The organism is Pseudomonas sp. MPB23 (assembly GCF_046605395.1).
Taxonomy (GTDB): domain Bacteria; phylum Pseudomonadota; class Gammaproteobacteria; order Pseudomonadales; family Pseudomonadaceae; genus Aquipseudomonas.
Genome location: NZ_CP176771.1, coordinates 4104312 through 4126473 on the forward strand (window position 1 = coordinate 4104312; position 22162 = coordinate 4126473).

Below are 22162 nucleotides of genomic sequence, written 5' to 3' on the forward strand. Positions count from 1 at the left end.
AGCTACTACAAAGCGGTAAGCTCGTTCTCGGTAAACCATTCGGACTGTTTGATTGCGTCGAGCGCTGTAGCGGGGTTCTTCGCCCAAAGAACCAGAGCGAGGCTTTCCTCGGCTCGACTGCAGGTGACATAAAGTAGCCTTAGGGTCCGATCAATAGTGGTCTCTTTTCCCCCTTCAACGTTCTCAAGATCAGTCGGGCTCAATTCCTCAGCGCCGAAGAGCTTGTCGTAGGAGAACCACGTGCCGCCAGCTTCCTCATCATCCATGATGACCATGACATGCTTGAACTCAGAGCCTTTAACGACTTGATGCGTCGCGAGTTCGGTTTCACCCCCAAGATAGGCGTGATAACGAGCAATTTCTTGCCAGGGCGTGCCGAAGAGGGCGTGCCAGCCACGCTTACGTCGGTCCTCCTTCGCTTCCTTGCTCCTTGTCTTTGGCTCTGGAGGAGGAGGCGACGAATCACCGTAGGCCTCAACTAGGCGACTATCCACTTCGAAGAGGCTGGCTTCGATGATCGGTTCCAAGACTTCTCGCACGGTTATTCCGGGCTTGGTGGCGGCGGATGCGAACCTCATAACTGCAGCGTGAGCTTTGTCCAGCGCGGCCTGACGCTCGGCGCGAGATTCCGGGACCTTTGCAAGTGCGCCGTGCCTACGCAACACATCCATGACGGCGAACTCGTTCACTGAACCATCAGGCTGCAGACATTCTGCAAGTTCAACCATTGGGCCGAGGAGCGGCCTCACCATAGTGGGCCCCGTCCGCTCGCCATTGCTCTTAGGCACTGCGGCATCCTTGTCCAGCAGCTCCATCGCGCGGTATGCCTCGTAAAAATTGCCTCGTTTGGCGGCAAGTTTGTGTTCAAGGGCGAGGGTTTTGTAGCCACTCCCACGCTCTTGCCAGGCGGATAAGGCAGTTTCGGCCGACATGGCCAACGCGCATTCCGTTTCCCTCCGGATCTTTTCGGCGGAATCGGTCTTAGCATCGCCGACAAAGATTCGAACGGTTCCACCGTTTTTCTCTGTCCTAGGGTGCTGGGGGACACCAGTCTTGGGCTGAGTACGGCCCTCGATGTCCGAGTCCCAAATCTTGTTAATGAGTTCAACAATGCGCTTTTGGCTACGATGATTCATCTGCAATGCAGGGCGCGCCCAATCTTCCGGCACGTGTGACGGTAAGTCGTGGTGACCGTCAGGGTAGATTCGCTGCCGATGATCCCCGAGGAGCCCCAATGTGATGCGATCCGGACGGTTTTTGGAGAGTTCAAATAGTGCATCAAGTACTCCCTTCATCGTGTCCTGGGATTCATCAATAAGGATGAGGGGGTGACGGTCTTCTAGGATGCGCTGCAGCGTTGGGCGTTTAACAATTAGCCATGCGGTCACGTCCAGGACGTTGGTGTGCGATAGCGCCCCCGGACCGAATGTGTTTCTGTCCGGGCTATACCTAAATTCATCAGTCTTTCGTAATTCCTCCGCCTCTGCCTCGATCTCCGCATACTTCCGCCGGTCGGTGTCGGACTCGCCCCTTTTCTTACCCATCGCATGGGCCTTGGCAGCCACAAGATCTTCGGCATTGAACGCAAGCAAGGCTTCCCGGATGTCATCATCAAAGCCCTGGATGAGTTCCCAGCAAAAGGAATGGATGGTCGATACTTCGGTCAGGTAATTTTCGCCGAGACGACCGTTGACGACGGCGGTCGCGTTTTTGGTGTAGGTGATAACACGCACCGACTGTCCACGAGACCTAAGTCGTTCGGCATAGTGAGCCCCCGCTTCATGCTTTATCACTCCAGTAACTCGACGCAAAACCTCAATTAGCGTGCGAGTCTTTCCGGACCCTGCGCCAGCGAAGAGAAAGAAACTCCGAGGCGGGGTTGTCGTGATGTAGCCGCAGATATCTTCGACGACATGAGCGTCGCGATCGTTTCCAAACGATGGCAGAGCGGTACTCAAGGGGTCTCTCCCGCAGTGACGTTGAGTTGCCCGCTCAGCCAGGTGAGCGCGTCTGTGATGTATGCGGGGCATTTCAGGTCTTGGCCAGCATTTAGCCGTTCGAACAGGGTTGCCGCGAAATCTCCTTTACTGAAGCTCCCGCGGAGCATCGCATGGAGTTCCTTGAGCAGCTCGGCGTGGTCTGGGTAGTCGAGCACAAGACCTATCACCTTTGCCAAGGTGCCGCGGTGCTTTACTTTGGCAGCGGTGATTGGGTCAACCTCCTCTTCCAACGCTTTGAACCAATCGATGTTGGAGAGAACTAGAGAGTCCTCAAACGAGCTGGGCCACTGCTCGCTGGCAGCCGCAACCGGAAGCTGCCACGCGAAGCGGACTTGAACGCCTGTGTCGGATGTCCACACCAGCTGGGCAGGCGTCGGCTTACCAAAAGCTTGAAACTCCGCCAGCATCGGATGCCATGAGGTCAATGTGTCATTCCCACACTCCAATTTTTCTTGGCCGGCGATGTGCACCGCTGCCCGGACTAGGCGCCCCTTATCGGTTCGGGTTGGCAGAACCGGATCCAAGTCAGTGATAACGATCGTCGGAATCCCCAATCGCTCCACCAGGGGTTTAAGGCGGTGAGCGTGGCTACCGCCGATGTCGAGGAAAGAAACATACTTCTTGGCAAGTTTGGGGAAATCCCGCTCGATGAAAAGTGGCACCAGCATTCTCTCTGCTGTTCCTTCCACGAAGATGGCGGCGTCAGCGAAAAGCAGGTCGGTGTGTTGCACCTGAAAGTAGCGTTCGGCGAACGTCCTGGTTGGAGCGTCTTCGCCGAACGCATCGCCCAGGTTAACGACCTGCGTGCTGGGTTTTGCGCCAAGCACCGTGCTGGCCACCCGCCTCACGTACCGCAGACGCGTGAAGTTGTCTCCATGAGCCAGATGGCTCGAGTGCGTGCTGATCAGCAGCTGACTGCGGAGGTAGCTATGCACCTGCTCCTTTGGACGAATGAGCTCGTGGGCGTTCTTCGAAAAATTTCGTTGAACCTGAACGTGCAAATGGGCCTCAGGTTCTTCAACCATCACGAGGTGAACTGCCGCCGGACTGCCCTGCGGCGGATTGAGGCGTGCGGCGCGGAATGACACGAGCATGAAGCTCAGCGACTGCAGATTCTGATAGCCGAGGCCAATAGAGTGTTCAGGCAAGGACTCATCAACAGCAGTTTTGTCCAGGAGGTACTGTACGGCCGTGCTGTGAGCAAGAAGGTCTGCGGTCTGGATTCTTGTACGAAAATGGAACTGGTGAGGGTCATGCAGGCCTGGGTAACCCAGAATCTCCACGTCCTCCATCGCTGGCTTTAACGCCTTGTAGATAGATTTGTCGAGGTCTGCTTGTGCATTAGCAACGGCCTTGACCAAGTCTTCTCGATGTCCGTGACCGGATGGGGCTACGTTCAAGTGTTGCCGAGCGAACTTCATGAGTTGGCTTGAGAACAATCCGGGCCGAGAACTTGCGGACTCTGACCGCATTTCGTCTTCTTCGGCACCGAGTCCTCGTTGAGCCGGTACAAAATCCACACGAATGAGCTTGCGCAGATGCTGCAACTCGATCGGTTGTGATCCAAGTGGCAGCTCCTGCAAGTCACGGCGCGATTTATCGGCCAAGGGGCCCTTCACGGGGTCGAGACGGTAAGCGGCTATGCGTCGCAGATCCGCAGAATGTCTAAGCCAGTAGTCAAGCAGATCTATCGGCCAGGCATGGCCATCCTTCGGAAGCTCTCGGACCGGGGCGCGCGCCTCACGGTAGCGCCAAGCCAGATTGCGAAGTTCGTTCGCGTCTGCAACAGGTTCGAGCCGTACCCGTACACCAACTGCGCCACCCGACCACTTCAGCGAGGTGATGAACGGCGCAACATGGCTGTACGCCCCCTCCTTAGCGTCGAACCAAAGATCAATGAAGGGCATGCACGCCTGGAGTTCCTGATACTCGGCCTCCCATGATTCGGCATCCTTGGAGTCCGTCGTGGGATCCTCATCAAGTGCCTCCCAGCGGTGGCATACCTCGCGCAGCTTCGCCCACTGCGAAAGGCTAATGTCGAACGCGCGGAATCCGGGTGACTCGCTCAAGAAGTTGCGGAGGACTGTAAGAAGGGAAGTTTTGCCGCTGTTGTTGGCACCTACCAAAATGGTAGTGACCTCGTCGAGCTCAAGTCGGGTCTTGGCCAGGCGTCGAAAATTACAGACCTCAAGGCAGGCGAGCCGGATCGGTGGGGTGTCGATAGCTGCAGCTGCTTTGGGGGAAGGCCCCGCTGGGATCAAGGGTGGGCTATCGGTGAGAGAGGAAGCAGGGATCTGGTCTGTGGTCATGGTGCCTCCATGCGGCCGCCCAGTTACTGAAGATAAGGACACCTCGGCATAGTAACCAGGTGCTCAAGACATTGAGCATACTGTCACTTGGCCAGGACGGAAGATAGTTCCAGCTTCCACCTGTCACGCAAATATTTCCGCCTATCCAACAAATACCTATGGAAAAGTTGCTAACCGGGCGGTGAATCAAGCCGTTGCTGCCAAGATTTCTAAATTATGCGCAATTATGTGAAAATACATAATTTCACCGCGCGAGCTGCCTTGCGCTAAAAAGAACACACGGAACACCCTCCCAACGCAGGAATCAGGTAGGAAAATTATTGGGGAAATTGCGGCAAGCTTGGACTGCGGGTTCAGGCCAATGCCGCCCCAAGAGACTGAAGGCGGACCATATCGACGTGTCCAGAGCTGCTCACCAAGAAGGCAGCATCTCTAGTGCCTGTTCTATACCACAATCTCAGAGTAATTATGTCGGTCTAAAATAGCGGACAAACCAGCATCAACGCGTGAGCGATGAAGATCAGTCAGAAGATTGTCGTGCACATATCGGTTGACTAGATGAACATAGTATTCAAGTGTAGTTCTAACATTAGTGTGGCCCAGCATTTTCCTGAGATCTTCGTCGAGCGCTGCATCGTAAACAAAACTCCTTCCAAGTCTATTCTGGGCTTTCAACGCCTCATAAACAAAATATGTCGCACAGGTGTGCCTGAGCATTCGTGCATTGAATCGTATGGCTTTAAAATCAGTAGCGCTCTCGGAGTTCTTCGCTGCAGAAACCACCTTGCTAAAGTTATAACCAAGCATTCCATGAGTAACAACATCACCACGAGCGGAAAGAAACAAGTCGCTATTCCTTGGTGGAATGCCATGCTTAGCCTCATATAGCTTCGCTCGTTGCCGCCTTAAGGGTAAATAATACTCGCAAATAACTCTCCACAGCTTCCCTGGAAAGTCTATGGAACGCCATTTTCCCTTGGACCTAAAATAATAATAGATAGCTCCATTATCTAACCCTTCTGGGTACTCACCCTCATCATAAGGAATGAATCCATAATTTTCATTTTTCCCTCGGTAGGGCAATTGAAAAAGATCAATCGGTCTAAGCCCGGTAATTCGTATGATCGCTGCGATAATTTGATAAACAGGATCATTCATCACACCGAGAGCTATTTCATAATCAGTTTGCCTTACAAATTTCTGCATTTCTCGTTGATGCATTGCTGGTCTACCACTGGGCAGATTAAATCCCAAGGTAGTAACTTTAACCCCTGGGTTGATATGGGCCAGGAGTTTCTGGTCTTTCAGCATGTATCGGATATCAGTCCTACTGATATCCAAATAGTGTTTATAGCCCTGCCTTTCGGCCCACTGATAGAAGCTCCAGACCCTTGCCGCAATGTGATACATGGTTTTGTGAGACGGACCATCAGGAAGCGCATCCGTTGGAGATGCTATGTGAACAAGGAAGGCATCAAAAACATCCTCATCCACCAACTGCCAGTTCTGCGCACCAAATACAACTTCACCCCCTTCGATTGGGCTATCGTCCAACCACTGCAAAAACCTTCTCAGGATATTCGCATAGTTTCTTGTCGTTTCATCACTCCTTGAACGTATCTTCGAGACAGCCATCGCCCACATGGTCGGTGCTTCAAGGACGTTGTGATTATCATCAAAATAAATTCCTACGCGCGCTCGCATATAGCCAGAGTGGCTGGCCAAACCGTTTCCAAAATGAAGGATACACACAATTATTTTGGCCTCGATAAGGGGTACATCAGAAGTGACTTAGAAACATCACTTAAATACTGATTAAACTGACAAAGCGAAGCAGATAAATCAACTAACCGTAGCTCAAATTCCTCGTCATGAGTTGAACCATTCTGGGGAACACAATTATTATCCGCACTGCGCGCATATAGAACACCATGTGCTCTTAATTCGGATTCTAGGTCACGAAGCAGAGCTACTACCTGTGAATTTTGATAAATTAAGCTCCGCTTAATCCCACATGCTTCAACAAGCTTTACTCTTGAAAGCCTAGTCATATCTGCTGAACCGTATTCCGCCCAGTCTCCCAAGCGACGTCGCTCTTCAACAAACGATTGGAAACGCTTCAGACCATTCACTGATTTCATGCCAAAATGATTGAGTCGAAATTTTCGCTGAATTGTATTTCTTCGAGCCGCGCAGCCGCACCTTTAATGGATAAAATATTCAATTCAAGAGCCGCACCATTGAACTGTTTTTCGGCCCTAGAGATACAGACATCAAGGCCTATACTAAATCGAACACAGTGCACAGGCACGTTAAATTCCTTCCTAATTCTAGAAATTAACAAACTCCGAATTGAAACTGTATCACTTGCTCCACTAACATATAAGGATACACCTGGAGTAGATGGCTTGTGGTTTTCAATCCAAGATGACTTGCCGCACATTGGAAGACCGAACATTATGTAGACTGTGGTAACAAGTGAAGATCGATTTTGATTAGATAACGAGTCCAGTTTCTCCAAAAAATTCAGAATGGCCTCAGATTCTGATACTGCATTAGGCACTTCCAAAATAATTTTTGAAGTAATAATTCCTGATACCGCAGGAGTTAATGATTCAGCAAGAGCCGCCTTGAGATCTGCACGCAAAATTGCGTTCTGATTCTTCTGATGAGTTAGCTCTTGAAGGACCTTAGCCTTCTCAACTTGCTTAGCTGGCTTTTCACTAGCCAACGCAAAGTAATATTGCACCCTCTCGATCAACTGATTATATGTGGTGTTAGCTCTCTCCCTTAGTAGGGATAACTGCTCCTCCAACTCTTTCAGTCGATGATGTATTTCTTGAGAGTTTTTGAGTGGTTGTTCGAAAACCACACTTGAATCCTCTACATCCCCCCCCGAATGAACTGTTCTTTTTATGACTTCCCTGACCTTCACCCAGTCAGGATCATGCTTTTGATTGATTGTTGCCCGAGCGACACCAGATAATTTAGCAACCTCCATCACGGATATTTTTTTTCGGCCGCCTCTGTGGAGCGCTGAAATAGTCCCATATACCCGGTTGAGCAGTTCTTGCTTAGCCATTCGCTACCTGCTTAAGGAAATTATGTGCCTCATCCCCTACAACCTCGTGAAGCCTCTTAAAAGCTTCAGCGATTCGTTTCTGCGAATACTCCTTCTGAGTCGCTCCACAGTACCTATGCTTAATCATATTATCGTGGAAAATTATCTCATTCTTTAATGATGGAACATTAGCCTCGACAAATGCAGCATATCTACAATTATATGGGTCACACGCAAACAAATTTGGATGAAGCCTCGACCCAGGGCTATCATTCTTAGCATCACAAGGTGACTCGCTGGTAAGTCCTGGCGTTCGCAAACAGATTGCAAGATTCGTTCTATGCAAAAGCTTCACACCTTCATCAAGCAAAGATGCGACATACTGACTTAAGCTTTCTTTCCCCGCGTTTTGCAATTTAGCCCTGAGTATTGGAGAAGAATTAGCAGTCTTGGCCAACCTTTTCCCGCCAATGCCCCCAATTTGACCAGAAATGACTCCTTGCAAAACTTCGACAAGAATCTCCGTATTTTCCTCAATCAAGGTAGCTTTGACTTCATCGTTCACGCCAGGTAAAGAAAGGATGTACTTTAGCGTCATTTTTAAGCTACGGTGAGAAAAAAGGCGTTTAATAATTTCTAGATTACGCGAGTCTTGATGAATTATATAAAGGGCTAGAGACTTCCGAAAACGATGTGGGTGTACTCTATATTGAATACCTAGGTTGCCTGCCACTCGATTGCAAGATCGCTCAATCCCAGTGGTCTGCGGAATGTTTCCAAAACTGAACTTTGGTATCTTGGCAAACAGATAGTCGTGCTTACCATAAGCACGAGCATCACGTCCCATTTCTACTACGACTTCAATTGCGTCCGCAGCAATTTTCGGAATAGGTATTGTTTTAATATCGCCCTGTGAAGAAATCGAAGTTTTGAAAACAGTATAAGTAAGCCAATATCCATCAGCCTTAAATGAAAGACAATCCACCTTAAGTCCAATGACCTCTGATCGACGCATGCCAGTCAGACAAAGAAGAAGTACGATACACGCATCTATCAGAGCTACAACGACGCTAATTACAGCTGCTTGATTTAAATACTGCCCCTCATCATTCTCATGCGTTCTTTCTTTGATTACTATTCCCCACCAGGGCATACCGTTATCTAGCAACTTTGGCTTATAATCCCTAAATCTTTCAACCCCCTCAACGGACGCCGTTGAAACACCAAAATTAATCGCGGCAAGCTTTTCGGGAGTCTCAAAAGCGCCTACTATCGTTGGTGCAAAGTTTTTATACAACCATAGGACATCAGCGCTATAGTTTTCAACAAATCCCACGCAGTATTTAAATATTTCTGCATAGTCATCGAGCGGAATTGGTTCGAAAGGTCGAGAGGACTCGTCGTATTCTCTTCTATATTTGGCGACAAGATCTTTAGTTACGTATGAATCGTATAGTGAGTACTCTGGCGGAAGCATACCCATCGATGACATGCCCTGCCAGAAGGACATTAAGTAACAGAACTCCCACTTAATTCCAGAGGTGGGAAGCGACTCTATATAGTGCTCCACACTCGACTTGGCCAAATCATTCACCGTCCTATAATCTGGTGAATTATCAGAACCTAAATATAGACCCTCGGCATGAAACAACCCGACAAGTCTTAATACTTTAGTTTTATCTGTCTCTAGAGATGTATAAGCATTAACACGACCATGAATTCCGAAATGCGGTACACGGTAAAATAGCAGCGCCCTAGCAATATTCACCCAATGTTCGTGCCCTACGCCACAAACATTCACACCATACATATTATCATAATCAAAATTGATTCGTATGGGGTATCCATAGGGTGAGGGGTAATCCCCAAAATCCCAAACCGGATCGCCGAAAGAGCTTCTAGGACTTACCCTAATATAACTCCACTCGCTCTTATCTATTTTTGAAAGATTGAGTATATTTACATTATCGAAAATGAGCCCAAGTGAAGAGTCGCCACTCAGAGCCTCATCATCTTCTTCAGCAGAGATAGGCTCTGACTCTTCCTCGTAATAACCCAGTCCACTTCTTATTTCTTCTAAAACTGCTTTTAATTGGTCACGTGTTGGAGTTGTCATGAGAGCCCTATCATTGTCAATGGCAGTGCATAGCAGTGATGTTTCGATTGATCTATTGCCTCCGCAATCTCAATCGGGTCCCCCCAGCCCTCTATAACCCCCTTCCACCCTAAATACTCAGCCCGATAGCTTTTCTCCCATTCTAAGGGATTTAACCGCTCCCTCAGACCGTCAAGGTCGGAAATTCTTCTTGCAATAAAAGGTAATGCTTCTTTGAAGATCACACACTGTGAGCATAACGGACAACGATTGAAGTAGTTGCACGGCGTATCCGTCCTAAGAAAACTTTCAGCGCCTGGCCAATCTGGTCGCCTTGAGTTTAGACAACTTGCAATGAATGTCTGACCTTCCGGAGAAAGCAACTGTATTACCGCATCTTCAGAAGAATTCAGCCTACCGACTAATGGTGCAACAACTGACCTTAGTTCTTCTTTGCTACCGCAACGTAGAGTGGCTTCACGCAGCTCAACCAAAGACACATCTGTAAGAAGATTTGCTGAGTAACTTCTAAAATCTTCTTCATGTTTTCTCTGAATCTTCCTTAGACGACCATTTAATATTTCTGCCGCCCCCCAGTCACTATCATAATGATTTACTGTGGTATCGAGATTCGAATGCCCCATCATTGCCGAAACCTCGTCAATATCTAAACCCTGTTCTCTCCGTCGAGTTTCATAGGTAGTTCGAAGACGTTTCGTTTCAATTCTGGGGGACTTGGTATCCGTATCCAATTTTATGCCGTGGCGAAGTAGAAACTCCGTTGAAGCGTGCCCAAAATTCGTAGTGGTTACGGGCGCGCATAAGCGACCAAACTTATTCCAAAGATTCTTCGAAATGACACACTGGAATAATTTACCCTTTAAATAATGAGGCGACGACAAATGCTTGGTTACTTCAGCGGCAACAAAGCGCAAGACCTGATACGCGCCAAACTTATCTCGCTTGTTTGATCTATGCATTTGGCTTTTGTCGGACCGTCCCTTGTACCCATAAATAATCACATAGTCATCATCCAGAAGGTCCTCCTCAATGTGGTCGTCTAGGTTATCGCTTATCGATACCACAACCTCAAAGTTCCAGCCCGTCTGCAACATCACGAAGAGAAAGAATGGGAATATAGTTCCCATTGTGAAAGCTACTCTGCTGAAGTATGCCATTTGACCTACTTCATAGGGTAGGTGCTCTGGCCCGACCCTCATATACATCAAGGCCGACCGTAATCTTTTTTCCAGCGTAGAATATTTTTTGTTTGTTCCGTGAGCGGTGTTTTTACTCCACTCAGAGGAAAAGAGATGTCCAGCTTCCTCGAAGCTCACTTGCATAGGCCAATCAGGATAAAGTCTTCCTACATTTGCAGTTGCAATTCGCCCAGATTCTTCTCGATCACAGCCATACACCATCCCCCGTTCACTGACCTCAGTACCAACTACAGGGCGACCTTTAGCCGCCAGTTCATGGGCGCGGGCTCGGTAAATGCCCAGAAACTTCTCTATACTTATTCCATTTTCCCGTATGTAATATTTAACATCTCCAGTGATGCGTATGACCCACTCAAACCCCTTAACATGTGTCGCCTTGATCGACCCATTGGATCTTTTGGCCTGCTCATTCATAACTAGATCAAACATCAAGTTTTCTAATGAAAGATCGTATTCCAGCATTGGTTGCCCGTCTTTCACTAGACCTTTGTAACTCTCCATCCACTTCATAATAAACTTAATATCAACCAGGCATCCCTCTACAAGCTTATTATGAATCTCCCTGCTATATCCTTCTGTTACTTGCTCGTTCATCGCCGGTCCAAGTGGCCATTGAAACTCTTTGCCGACCCAGCCCTGCCCTTTATATTTATTTTTCAACGAGATGAATATATTTTTTAATGCACCGTATCTTTTTCTATTTACGGTGCGGCCTGGATACGAACGAATTAAAAATGACCTAAAATTCATGCATACCTGCCCATCGACATCAGCAACACCTTTGACTGATTTATTGATCGGCTCAGCGCTATTTAGAAACAGCACAAACTCTTGGATTGAGTAATAGATGTCTTGATGGGATTGATACGTGATCAATCTTTTTGCGGCATGGAGCTGCGCACCTATGAGTAACTGCTGAACAATTAATTTATGGTGCGGATACTCATTGACAAAATCGGTGAAGTCACGGACGAAGTCCTTGGTGCCAGTGGTCTTGTTTCGGACAAGCAACCCTTGAGCTGAAACATCCACTTGTCCCCTTGCAGTGCTTCTTTTTTGGATTGCTTGGGGGGTGTTTTCTGGCAGCTTGCGCTGGAGGAGCGGTCGTTCACTCGACTCAAGGGCAGACTTGGAGAAGGGTTTGCGTGGCATCTGACCTCCAATTGGATTGGGTCTTTAGCCAGCAATATCAAGCATCACTAGACAGTCTGGCCATACATTTTTGTTTCGACGATAACAGGCCGAGCATATCCCCAGGGATTTGAAAACCGGTGACTTGTTCGCGGCCATCGACCGACACCAGGCAGGTCTTGAATGATCCGGTTCTTACCGCGTAGAGCGAGCGCAGCGGGTCGGCGCAGCGGTACAACGCCGCGCCTTTTTTGATTTTGAGCCGTTGCGCGACCAGCTTGTCGAAGTGCGCCATCTCGTGATCGTCGAGGCCGATTGCCAGGCACAGTGACGACACGCTGCAGTGGGAACACGTTGCCTTGAGCGGGCGGGCCGGCTGTGAGCGAGGCTCTGGCATGAGATGTAACACCGTCGAGTGATCGATCGGATACCGATGATGGGCTGTCATGCATACGCTCCATTCAAGCTTGCGCCTGGGTAATGAACGAGCGGGAAACTGCGTCGCCTGCGCCTTCTCTGGACATCCCCGATCCCTGTTTCTATTGAGCTTGAGCCCTCGCGCGAAGACTTGACGTATATCAAGTCTCCGGCAGTTCAGGCTTCCAGAATCGACGAATGACATTCCACGGGTCGAGCCTTGACGGAGGGGTTTATGGGCGATTTTTTGACGGCGCAAGAACTGGAAGGGCTGGACGCGTATTGGCGCGCCTCCAATTACCTGGCGGTCGGGCAGATTTACCTCAAGCGCAACCCGTTGCTGGAGACGCCGCTGAGCCTGGCGGACATCAAGCCACGCCTGCTGGGACATTGGGGCACCACGCCGGGGCTCAACCTGATCTACACGCACCTCAATCGGCTGATCAACCAGTACGACCTGAACATGCTCTTCGTCGCAGGCCCCGGGCATGGCGGGCCGGCCGTGGTGGCGCAGACCTATCTGGAAGGCACCTACACCGAGTGCTACCCGTCGGTGGAGCGCAACAGCAACGGGCTGCTGCGGCTGTTTCGGCAGTTTTCCTGGCCCTATGGGATTTCCAGCCACGTCTCGGCGCAGATCCCCGGGTCGATCCATGAGGGCGGCGAACTGGGCTACTGCCTGGCCCACGCCTATGGCGCGGCCTTCGATAACCCGGACCTGATCGTCGCCTGCGTGATCGGCGACGGCGAAGCCGAGACCGGTCCGCTGGCCGCCAGTTGGCACTCGAACAAATTCCTCAACCCGGCGCGCGACGGCGCGGTGCTGCCGATCCTGCACCTCAACGGTTACAAGATCGCCAACCCCACGGTGCTGTCCAGAATCAGCGAGGATGAGCTGTCGGCCCTGCTGTATGGGTATGGCTACGATGCGTATTTCGTCGAAGGCGACGAGCCGGAGCAGGTCCATCAAGCCCTGGCCCAGACCCTGAACACCCTGGTCCTGAAAATTCGCGAGATTCAACACGCCGCGCGCCAGCCCTCGCGCAACGAGGCGCCCCAGCGCCAGCTATGGCCGGTGCTGGTACTGCGCACGCCAAAAGGCTGGACCGGGCCGAAGTTCGTCGATGGCTGTCGGGTCGAAGGCACGTGGCGCGCCCATCAGGTGCCCTTGGCCAACTTCCAGGCGCCGGGGCATGTGCAGCAACTGGAAGAATGGCTCAAGAGCTATCGCCCCGAGGAGCTGTTCGATGCCGACGGCGCCTTGCTGCCCGACATCGCCGCCCTGGCCCCCACCGGCCACCGGCGCATGAGCGCCAACCCCCACGCCAACGGCGGCCTGTTACTGCGTGCACTGGACTTGCCGCGCTATGCGGACTATGCCGTGGACCTGCCGACCCCCGGCAGCCAGCGCGCCGAGGCGACCCGGGTCCTGGGGCACTTTTTGCGCGACGTGATGAAAAACGCCCGTGGCGCCGCCAACTTCCGCCTGTTCGGCCCGGATGAAACCGCGTCCAATCGCCTGGACGCCGTCTACGAGGTCACCGCCAAGGCCTGGATGGACCCGCTGGAGGCCGACGACCTGAACCTGGCGATGGACGGCCGGGTTATGGAGATTCTCAGCGAGCACGTGTGCGAGGGCTGGCTCGAAGGGTATTTGCTGACCGGTCGCCATGGCCTGCTGTCGTGTTATGAGGCGTTTATCCATATCGTCGATTCGATGGTCAACCAGCACGCCAAATGGTTGAAAACCGCCGCCGGCATACCCTGGCGCAAGCCGGTGGCGTCACTCAACCTGTTGCTGACTTCCCACGTCTGGCGTCAGGACCACAATGGCTTTTCGCACCAGGATCCGGGGTTCATCGACCTGGTGGCGAACAAGACCGCCGATGTCGCGCGCATCTACCTGCCGCCGGATGCCAACTGCCTGCTGTCGGTGGCCGACCATTGCCTGCGCAGCCGCAATTACGTGAATGTCATCGTGGTGGGCAAACAGCCGGAGTGGCAATGGCTGGACAAGGACGCGGCCATACGCCATTGCATGGCGGGCATCGGCCGCTGGGACTGGGCCTGCCACGACGATCAGGAGCCGGACGTGGTGATGGCCTGCGCCGGCGACGTGCCGACCCTGGAAACCCTCGCCGCCGTGACCTTGTTGCGCGAGTACGTGCCGGATCTGCGGGTGCGGGTGATCAATGTGGTGGACCTGATGGTGTTGCAGTCGTCTTCGCAGCATCCCCACGGTCTTGCGGATGCCGCCTTCGATGAACTGTTCACCCCCGACAAACCGGTGATCTTCGCCTTCCATGGCTACCCGGCGCTGGTGCATCGGCTGCTGTACAAGCGCACCAACCACGACAACTTCCATGTGCGCGGCTTCAGGGAGGAGGGCGCCACGACCACCCCGTTCGACATGGCGGTGATCAACCACCTGGATCGCTACCAATTGGCACTGGATGTCGTCGAACGTGTACCGCGCCTGCAAGACCAGCGCCACGCCGCGCAAGCGCGGTACTGGGCGATGATGGAGAAACACAAGCTTTACCTGATCGAACACGGCGAAGACTTGCCCGAGGTGCTCAACTGGCAATGGACGCCTGCGTCCTAGCTAGTCAGGCGTGCTTGCTGGCTTGAGAGGCAGCAACGGCGCGAACTCTTCGGGGGTCAGGCTTTCCTTTTCCATCAACAGACGCGCGCCGGCCTCCAGGTCGGCGCGAAGCGAATCGAGCAAGGTCTTGGCGCGCCCATAGGCTTCATCGAGCAGGGCGCGGATACACAGGTCGACCTCCCTGGCCGTCTGCTCCGAATAATCCTTGGCGCCACTGCTCTGCATCTGTTCGCCCAGGTAGGTGGTGCTTTGCCGCTCCAGCACCGCTTGCCCCAGTTCGGCGCTCATGCCGAAGCGCGTGATCAACTGCCGGGCGATGTCCGTGGCGCGGGCCAGGTCGTCGGCGGCGCCGGTGGAGGTCTGCCCGTAAATCAGAAATTCGGCGGCGCGCCCGGCCATCAACACGACGATGCGGTCCTTGAGCATCTGGTGGCTGATCAGAAAGTGATCCTCGGTCGGCCGCTGCAAGGTGTAGCCCAGGGCGCCAATGGCACGCGGCACGATGGACACTTTGTGCACCGGGTCCATGGCCGGCAGATGGCTCGCCGCCAGGGCATGGCCCATCTCGTGGTAAGCCACCACCTGGCGTTCCTCGGCGCGCAGCACACTGCTCTTGCGTTCGAGGCCCGCCACCAGGCGTTCCACGGCGGCGGTGAAATCGTCCAGGTCGACCGTATCGGCGCCACGGCGGGTGGCGACAATCGCCGCTTCGTTGACCAGGTTCGCCAGGTCGGCGCCGGTAAAACCGGTGGTGATGTCGGCGATCCGCTCGCTGTCCAGGGTCGGCGACACGGTGATTTTCTGCAGGTGGACCTTGAGAATCGCCTGGCGGCCCCTGCGATCCGGGCGGTCGATCAGCACCTGGCGGTCGATCCGGCCAGCGCGAAGCAGCGCCGGGTCGAGCACTTCCGGGCGGTTGGTCGCCGCCAGCAGCACCACGCCTTCGCGCGGATCGAAGCCGTCCAGTTCTGCCAGCAGTTGGTTGAGGGTCTGTTCCTTTTCGTCATTGCCACCCAATACGCCGACGCCGCGCATTTTGCCCAGGGCATCCAGCTCATCGATGAAAATGATGCACGGCGCGGCCTGGCGCGCCTGCTCGAACAGGTCGTGTACCCGCGCCGCGCCGACGCCGACAAACATCTCGACGAACTCCGAACCCGAAATCGAGAAAAACGGCACGCCGGCCTCACCCGCGATGGCTTTGGCCACCAGGGTCTTACCGGTGCCCGGCGGCCCCACCAGCAGCGTGCCTTTGGGAATATGCGCGCCCAGCCGGGCGTACTTGGCCTTGTCCTTGAGGAACGAGACGATTTCCACCAGCTCGGCCTTGGCCTCGTCGATGCCGGCGACATCCGCGAAGGTGATGCCGGTGTCGCGCTGGACAAACACCTTCGCCCGCGACTTGCCGATGTTCATCAGCCCGCCCAGGCCTTGTTTTTCCGCCATGCCACGAAACAGAAAATGCCAGACCACCATGATCAGCATGAACGGCAGCAGCCAGCCCAATAGGCCGCCCAAGAAAGTATTGTCATTCACCCCGCTGAAGCTGGCCCCCGACTGCGCAAGGTTGGCGGCCAGCGCCGGATCGACCCGCACCGTGGCGAACAGGCTGTGGCCGTCGATGGGCTCTTGCAGTTTGCCGCTGATCTGATCTTTTTCGACCTTCAGGTCGCTGACCTTCTGCTGGTTGAGCAGTTGCAGAAACTGACTGTAGGGGATGTTTTGCACCACGTTGTGTTGCGCCCAGAAAAACTGCACAAGGGAGAACACGACAAACGCCACAAGAAAGTAAGACAGGTTCCATTGATGGTTTTTTTTCATAACATCGACTCGAAAAACTCCATGGCGCGCACGCAAATTCGTTGAATGCCCCGCGACACCGGCACACCCTGCGGGGCATTCGTCACCTCAGGCAAGCAGCAAGTGGTCCTCGACCTTCATCACACCGGGCACCGACCAGGCCGCCCGTTCGACGACGTTGCGTTCGCGCCACAGGTGAACCTTGCCGTCGAGCCTGACCACGTTACCGTCGACCCGCACGTGAACATCCTTGGCGTCCACTTCGGCACTGCGCTTGAGCGCTTTTTCGATACGTTTGCGGATATCGACGATGTCCACTCGCGGGCTGAGGGTCAGGCGATTGTCCACGCCGATTACGCCGGACAGCTTGCGCACCGCGCGCTCGACGGCTTCTTTCTGGTACTGCCAGTCCACTTCGCCTTCGAGGGTGACCCAGCCTTTCTGCACGATGACTTTAACCGCGTTGTCGGGAACGTCGGCGCTCCAATCGATGATGTGCAGGGCACGGCTGGCGATGGTGTCGTCCGCCGTACCGGCGCCTTTTTGCAGGCGGACCTGGATCTCCTCGGCCACCGCGCGCACGCCTTTGATGCTTTTTACCGCGCGCTCGGCGCTGATTTTCTGATCGTAGCTATCGACGTGTCCGGTGAGCGTGACCACGCCGTTTTCCACGGCCACACCAATGTTGGCCGCGTTGATATGGGGTTGAAATTCAAGTTCATCCAGGATGGTGTCACGCAAACTCAAATTGCTCATGATGGTGTCCTCTGTCGAAACGTTACGGATGACGGGCCACGAATAGCCGGTCACTGGTTTCTACGCCCGACCCACGAAAAATCATTGAGCTACATCAACAAGGACCGAGTGAATCCGACGTCGATTCGCTCGCTGCATGAAAGCCTGCTTTAAGTTGATAAAGATCAGAGCGCGGCCCTGGTCGCGTCAGATACTGCAACGACGATGTATCAATCGGAATGAAGGGGGCATAGTGCTCGACAGACAGTTGGGCTGCAGTCACGCGCCAATGCGAGCCCAGGCCGAGGTATGTAATGCTCCAACTCAAGCGGATTTTATTGATTGCACCTTCCGAGATGACCCGCACCCCGGCCTTTGGTCGGGCTCAGTCGCTGGCTCTGGCCTCTGGAGCGTTGCTGCATATTGTCGCGTTCGACTACGTGACGCCCCTGGAGTTGGCAGGCCTGTTCGACCATGACGCGATGGCCCAGGCCCGCGAGGGCTACCTGCAGATCCACCGCCACTGGCTTGAACAGCAAGCGCGCTTTCAACGGCGCGCGGGGCTGCAGATCACCTGTGAGGTGGTGTGGGCCAAACAGAGCCCGGAGCAGGTGCTGGCGTATGTGAACGATTTCCAGCCCGACCTGGTGGTCAAGGACGTGCAGCATATTTCGGTGCTTGATCGCACCTTCCATCGCCCGTTGGATTGGCTGCTGCTGCGCGATTGTCCGGCCTGCCTGCACTGGGTGACCGACGCTCGGCATCCCAAGCCCTTGAAGGTGCTGGCGGCCATCGACCTGTCCCATCTTGAAGAACTGACCTATGGGCTCAACGAGCGAATCCTCGAGCTCGCCTCGACCCTGGCGCGGACCTGCGATGCGCACTTGCACCTGCTGAATGTGAGCAACTGGTCGGTGATGGGGGATACCGTGACGAGCGTGCCCACCCAGAGCCTGGACAGCAGCTTGAGCGAAGCGGTCAACGACGCACAGGCAGAAGCATTTGACGCCCTCGCCGAACGCTATGACATCGAGAAGGACCACCAGCATGTGCTGACCGGTGTTCCGCACAAGGTGATCAGCCAGTTCGCCGGGCGCAATGGCTTTGACATGGTGGTGCTGGGGACAGCCCATCGCCACGGGCTCGACCGGATGATTGGCAGCACCGCCGAGAGCGTGCTGAATCACACCTCGTGCAGCTTGATGATCGTCAAACCGTTACCCAGGCTTGAGTGAAACAGGCCGTCCGGGCGTTTGCCTGAAGATAAGTACTTTCCGACCTGCTGGAGAGTGCCACAACCAGATACGCTCTGGCCGATCGAGACTTTTCGCACGCTGATGGAGCGCTTGTATGAATACCGATGAACAGCTTAGGCAGCGGGTGATGGAAGAGCTGAACTGGGACCTGGCCTTGAAAGCCGATCAGATTCTGGTTCAAGCCAGCGATGGTGTCGTGACGCTCTCCGGCGATGTCGCCAGTCATGCCGAACGCTGGCATGCCGAACAGGCGGTGGCCCATGTCGCCGGCGTGGTGGACCTGATCAATGACATCGATGTGGTCCTGCCGTCCAGTCATGTGCGTACCGACAGCGACCTCATGGCGGCCGCAGTGTCGGCATTGCAATGGAATACCTCATTGGCCGACCACCGCGTCAAAGTCAGCGTCAAGGATGGCTGGCTGGTGCTCAGCGGCGAGGTCGATTCCGACCATCAACGCCAGACCGCCGGCTACGCCGTGCGCTATCTGCAGGGGATCAAGGGGGTCAGCAACGATATCGTGGTCAAGACCCATGCCTCAGCGGCAACGATCAAGAACGACATCGAGTCCGCATTCCGCCGCAAAGCCATCATCGATGCCCACGGTATCGATGTGCGCGTGGAAGGCGGGGATGTCACATTAACCGGCGTTGTCGGCTCGCTCCCCGAACGGGAGATGGCGCGCTCGACGGCATCGGGCACGGCTGGCGTGCTCAAAGTGGTCGATAACCTGGTGGTGTCGCCGGCTAGCCAGCCGACGAGTGATTCGGCCTGACGTCGCCGGCGGCCAGGGCGATGCGCGCCAGTTCGGGAATCGATCGGGCTTCGGTCCTGCTCATGATCGACGCTCGGTGCTTTTCGACCGTGCGCTGGCTGATGCCCAGGTCCACGGCAATGTTTTTGCTGGGGTGACCATCCAGGACCATCGCCAGGATCTGCCGCTGCCGCGCCGTCAGGTGATTGATATGGTCGATGGCGGCCTTGCGCAGTGCCTTGCCGTCCTCGGTTTCGGTTTGACCGGCCAGGGCGGCGGCCACGCTGGTCAATAGCTGGCGATAACGGAACGGCTTTTCGATAACGTCGCACACACCGGCCTTCATCGCCGCGACGACTTCGGCGACCCGGCTGTTGCCACTGATCATGATGATCGGTAACTCGTCGCCGCGAGCCCTGAGACGCCGCGCCAGCTCAATCCCACCGATACCCGGAGGGCCGGCATCGATGATCAGGCAGCCCGGTTGTTCACCTCTATAACGCTCCAGAAACCCTTCGCCGCTGGCGTACTCGCGTACCCCATAACCCTCGCATGCCAATGCGCTGCACAAGTGGCCGCGCAGCACCGCATCGTCGTCCACCACATGCACCACCGACCCGAGCGAAGCGGGCAGGGGGCCGGTGTGGTGTGCTGTCGCTTGCGCGCTCAGCGCGCTGTCGAGGGTAACGCGCAGCAGGTTCAATTTCTCCACGGTGTCATCCAGTTGCCCAAGCGCTTCGCGCACAGGGGCGGTGGGATGGCGTTGGTTGACCTCGAGCTGTCCGACGATGAGCGAGACCAATTGCGCGGTCTGGCGCAGCATTCGATCAATGCTGTGCAACCGCTCAGCGCTGTGCGACGTGGATTGGTTCACGTGCATGATTCACCCTCCCGACAAAAATGCGATTTTCCAGGACCTGCGACGCAATCCTAGGCCGTTTCCTGGCGGGTTCATTGATCTATGTAAGTATTTACCGAGCGCCGGGGCGCCCCGTTCGACGGGCCCCTTTGCCGATAGAACCGGCCGATCCCGCTGGGAGCCTCGATTGCCGTGGCTGTGGGGTTCGATGGCCGTTTTTCGCACTTTTGCGGTGCGCGATGCCGGCGTGAGGCATGAGTAGATTCCGACGCTGGTCACCCGCGTGCATTGAGGCCAACGTAAGGCTGGTTTCGAGGGGCATGGCGGATGCGGGACGTCCGTTGTGCGTTGAATGAGTCACTTTCATTGGATGGCAACCGTGATGGCTTATACGACGATCAATCCATACAACGGCGAGTTGCTCGCGCAATGCGGCCGGCACCTCAAACGGAGCGCGCGATGTACGTCAATGTGGCGGTAATGAAGGAAACCCACCCGCACGAGCGGCGTGTGGCACTGGTGCCGAGCCTGTGCGCGAAGTTGTGTGCCTTGGGCGCAAGACTGCACATGCAATCGGGGGCCGGCGAGGCCAGTTTTCTGCCGGACACCGCTTACCCGGACACGGTGTTCGTGGCGGGCGGCGGGCCATGGCTGCATGAGGCCGATGTGGTCCTGGCGGTGCAGGCGCCGTCCCTGGAGGTGGTGGGCAAGATGAAACCCGGCGCGGTGCTCCTGTGTTTTGTGTATGCGCAGAAGAATCCGGCCCTGGTCCAGCGTTTGCTGGAGCGCCAGGTCACCTGTTTTGCCATGGAGCGCCTGCCGCGCACCACGCGGGCGCAGTCGATGGATGCGCTCTCCAGTCAATCGGCGTTGTCCGGTTACTACGCGGTGCAATTGGGCTCGGTGCACATGTCTCGCATACTGCCGAAGGTCACCACCGCTGCGGGCATCGTCGGGCCCGCGCGGGTCCTGGTGCTGGGGTTGGGCGTGGCGGGACTCGAGGCCATTGCCACCGCGCACCGCCTGGGGGCCGTGGTCGAGGGGTATGACGTGCGCCCGGAAACCGCCGAGCAGGCCAGGTCCCTGGGCGCGAGTTTCGTCGATGTCGGCGTCGATGCCCGTGGCAAAGGCGGGTATGCACGGGAGTTGACCGACGCCGAAAAACACCAGGTCGCACAGGTGCTCACCGAGCATCTCCAGCAGGCGGATCTGGTGATCACCACGGCGGCGGTGCCGGGACGACCGTCGCCGCGCCTGGTCAGTGCCGCACAGCTTGCCGGGATGAAACCCGGCGCGGTGATTGTCGACCTGGGCGCTGAAGGCGGCGGTAACTGCGAAGGCTGCGTGCCCGGCCAGACCGTCATGGTCGGCCAGGTAACGCTGATGGCGCCGTTGAACCTGCCCTCATCGTTGAGCCAGGACGCCAGCCTGCTGTATGCGAAAAACCAGTTCAACCTGTTGGCGCTGATGTTGAAAAACAACGTGATCAGCATCGATTGGGACGATCAGATCCTGGCGCAGACGGCACTCACGCACGCCGGCAAACTCGTGTCTTCACAGGAAACCGCCTCATGAACAGTCTCGGGTTGCTCGGGCTTTATATTTTCATGCTCGCCGCGTTTGCCGGCTGGGTCATCATCGGCCGGGTCCCGGCCATTCTGCACACGCCGTTGATGTCGGGCTCCAATTTCATCCACGGTATCGTGGTGATCGGTGGGCTGATCGGCTTACTCGATGCGGCCACGTTGCCCGAACAGGTGGCGGGGTTTGTCGCGGTATTGCTGGGGGCGGGGAATGCGGCGGGTGGGTATGCGGTCACCGGTCGGATGCTCGCGATGTTCCAGCCCAGCGCACCGGAACCCAAACGGCGTAAAGCCCATCACTCCGCCACCAGAAAGCCTGAGAAGGCCTGAGGTTCGA

At 55.0% G+C, this 22162-nt stretch carries 14 protein-coding genes and 1 pseudogene; 5 read left to right on the forward strand and 10 right to left on the reverse strand.

Annotated features, from left to right (window positions below; all coding sequences use genetic code 11):
* Positions 1-5: 5 nt before the first annotated feature.
* The 7 genes and pseudogenes from ACLH0J_RS18585 to ACLH0J_RS18615 all read right to left on the reverse strand — a co-directional run.
* Positions 6-1958, reverse strand: a complete 1953-nt coding sequence (locus ACLH0J_RS18585) for a UvrD-helicase domain-containing protein (RefSeq protein WP_033988183.1) — start codon at positions 1956-1958, stop codon at positions 6-8.
* Positions 1955-4309: an AAA family ATPase gene (locus tag ACLH0J_RS18590; protein WP_033988180.1), complete on the reverse strand. Its 2355-nt coding sequence runs from the start codon at positions 4307-4309 to the stop codon at positions 1955-1957. The genes ACLH0J_RS18585 and ACLH0J_RS18590 overlap by 4 nt, the downstream gene beginning before the upstream one ends.
* Before the next feature lie 444 nt (positions 4310-4753).
* Positions 4754-6034 (reverse strand): tyrosine-type recombinase/integrase, encoded by a 1281-nt coding sequence (locus tag ACLH0J_RS18595; protein ID WP_169882235.1) that lies wholly within the window; start codon positions 6032-6034, stop codon positions 4754-4756.
* A 412-nt stretch (positions 6035-6446) separates the two neighbouring features.
* A complete protein-coding gene (locus ACLH0J_RS18600; protein WP_058410472.1) occupies positions 6447-7391 on the reverse strand; it encodes a hypothetical protein in 945 nt (314 codons plus the stop codon).
* The gene (locus ACLH0J_RS18605) at positions 7384-9486 is read right to left on the reverse strand and encodes a tyrosine-type recombinase/integrase (RefSeq protein WP_033988177.1); all 2103 of its coding nucleotides are present in this window, start codon (positions 9484-9486) and stop codon (positions 7384-7386) included. The genes ACLH0J_RS18600 and ACLH0J_RS18605 overlap by 8 nt, the downstream gene beginning before the upstream one ends.
* The gene (locus ACLH0J_RS18610) at positions 9483-11837 is read right to left on the reverse strand and encodes a site-specific integrase (protein ID WP_058410473.1); all 2355 of its coding nucleotides are present in this window, start codon (positions 11835-11837) and stop codon (positions 9483-9485) included. Before ACLH0J_RS18610 ends, ACLH0J_RS18605 begins: the two co-directional genes overlap by 4 nt.
* Before the next feature lie 85 nt (positions 11838-11922).
* Positions 11923-12213: pseudogene (locus ACLH0J_RS18615) on the reverse strand (cyclic nucleotide-binding domain-containing protein); the annotation flags it as partial.
* A 255-nt stretch (positions 12214-12468) separates the two neighbouring features.
* Between ACLH0J_RS18615 and ACLH0J_RS18620 the strand changes: the two are divergent.
* On the forward strand, positions 12469-14838 hold the full coding sequence (locus ACLH0J_RS18620; protein ID WP_411388493.1) for a phosphoketolase: 2370 nt from the start codon (positions 12469-12471) through the stop codon (positions 14836-14838).
* Here ACLH0J_RS18620 and ftsH read toward each other — a convergent pair whose 3' ends face one another.
* Both ftsH and ACLH0J_RS18630 read right to left on the reverse strand, forming a co-directional pair.
* A complete protein-coding gene (gene ftsH / locus ACLH0J_RS18625; protein ID WP_411388494.1) occupies positions 14839-16659 on the reverse strand; it encodes an ATP-dependent zinc metalloprotease FtsH in 1821 nt (606 codons plus the stop codon).
* 87 nt (positions 16660-16746) lie between these two features.
* A complete protein-coding gene (locus ACLH0J_RS18630; RefSeq protein WP_411388495.1) occupies positions 16747-17394 on the reverse strand; it encodes a BON domain-containing protein in 648 nt (215 codons plus the stop codon).
* Positions 17395-17687: 293 nt separating this feature from the next.
* Between ACLH0J_RS18630 and ACLH0J_RS18635 the strand changes: the two genes are divergently transcribed.
* Together ACLH0J_RS18635 and ACLH0J_RS18640 are read left to right on the forward strand one after the other, a co-directional pair.
* Positions 17688-18608, forward strand: coding sequence for a universal stress protein (locus tag ACLH0J_RS18635; protein WP_411388496.1), 921 nt, complete (start codon positions 17688-17690; stop codon positions 18606-18608).
* 115 nt (positions 18609-18723) lie between these two features.
* Entirely contained in the window at positions 18724-19404 is a 681-nt protein-coding gene (locus ACLH0J_RS18640; protein ID WP_411388497.1) for a BON domain-containing protein, read from the forward strand.
* On the opposite strand, the gene ACLH0J_RS18645 is transcribed toward ACLH0J_RS18640, so the two are convergent.
* Positions 19376-20263 carry a response regulator transcription factor gene (locus ACLH0J_RS18645; protein ID WP_411388498.1) on the reverse strand — a complete coding sequence of 296 codons (888 nt, stop codon included), beginning with the start codon at positions 20261-20263 and terminating at the stop codon, positions 19376-19378. The genes ACLH0J_RS18640 and ACLH0J_RS18645 overlap by 29 nt on opposite strands.
* Positions 20264-20701: 438 nt before the next feature.
* On the opposite strand from ACLH0J_RS18645, the gene ACLH0J_RS18650 reads away from it, so the two are divergent.
* Both ACLH0J_RS18650 and ACLH0J_RS18655 read left to right on the forward strand, forming a co-directional pair.
* Complete coding sequence (locus ACLH0J_RS18650; protein ID WP_411388499.1) at positions 20702-21817, forward strand: NAD(P) transhydrogenase subunit alpha; 1116 nt, start codon at positions 20702-20704, stop codon at positions 21815-21817.
* Entirely contained in the window at positions 21814-22155 is a 342-nt protein-coding gene (locus ACLH0J_RS18655; RefSeq protein WP_411388500.1) for an NAD(P) transhydrogenase subunit alpha, read from the forward strand. The genes ACLH0J_RS18650 and ACLH0J_RS18655 overlap by 4 nt, the downstream gene beginning before the upstream one ends.
* Positions 22156-22162: the final 7 nt, after the last annotated feature.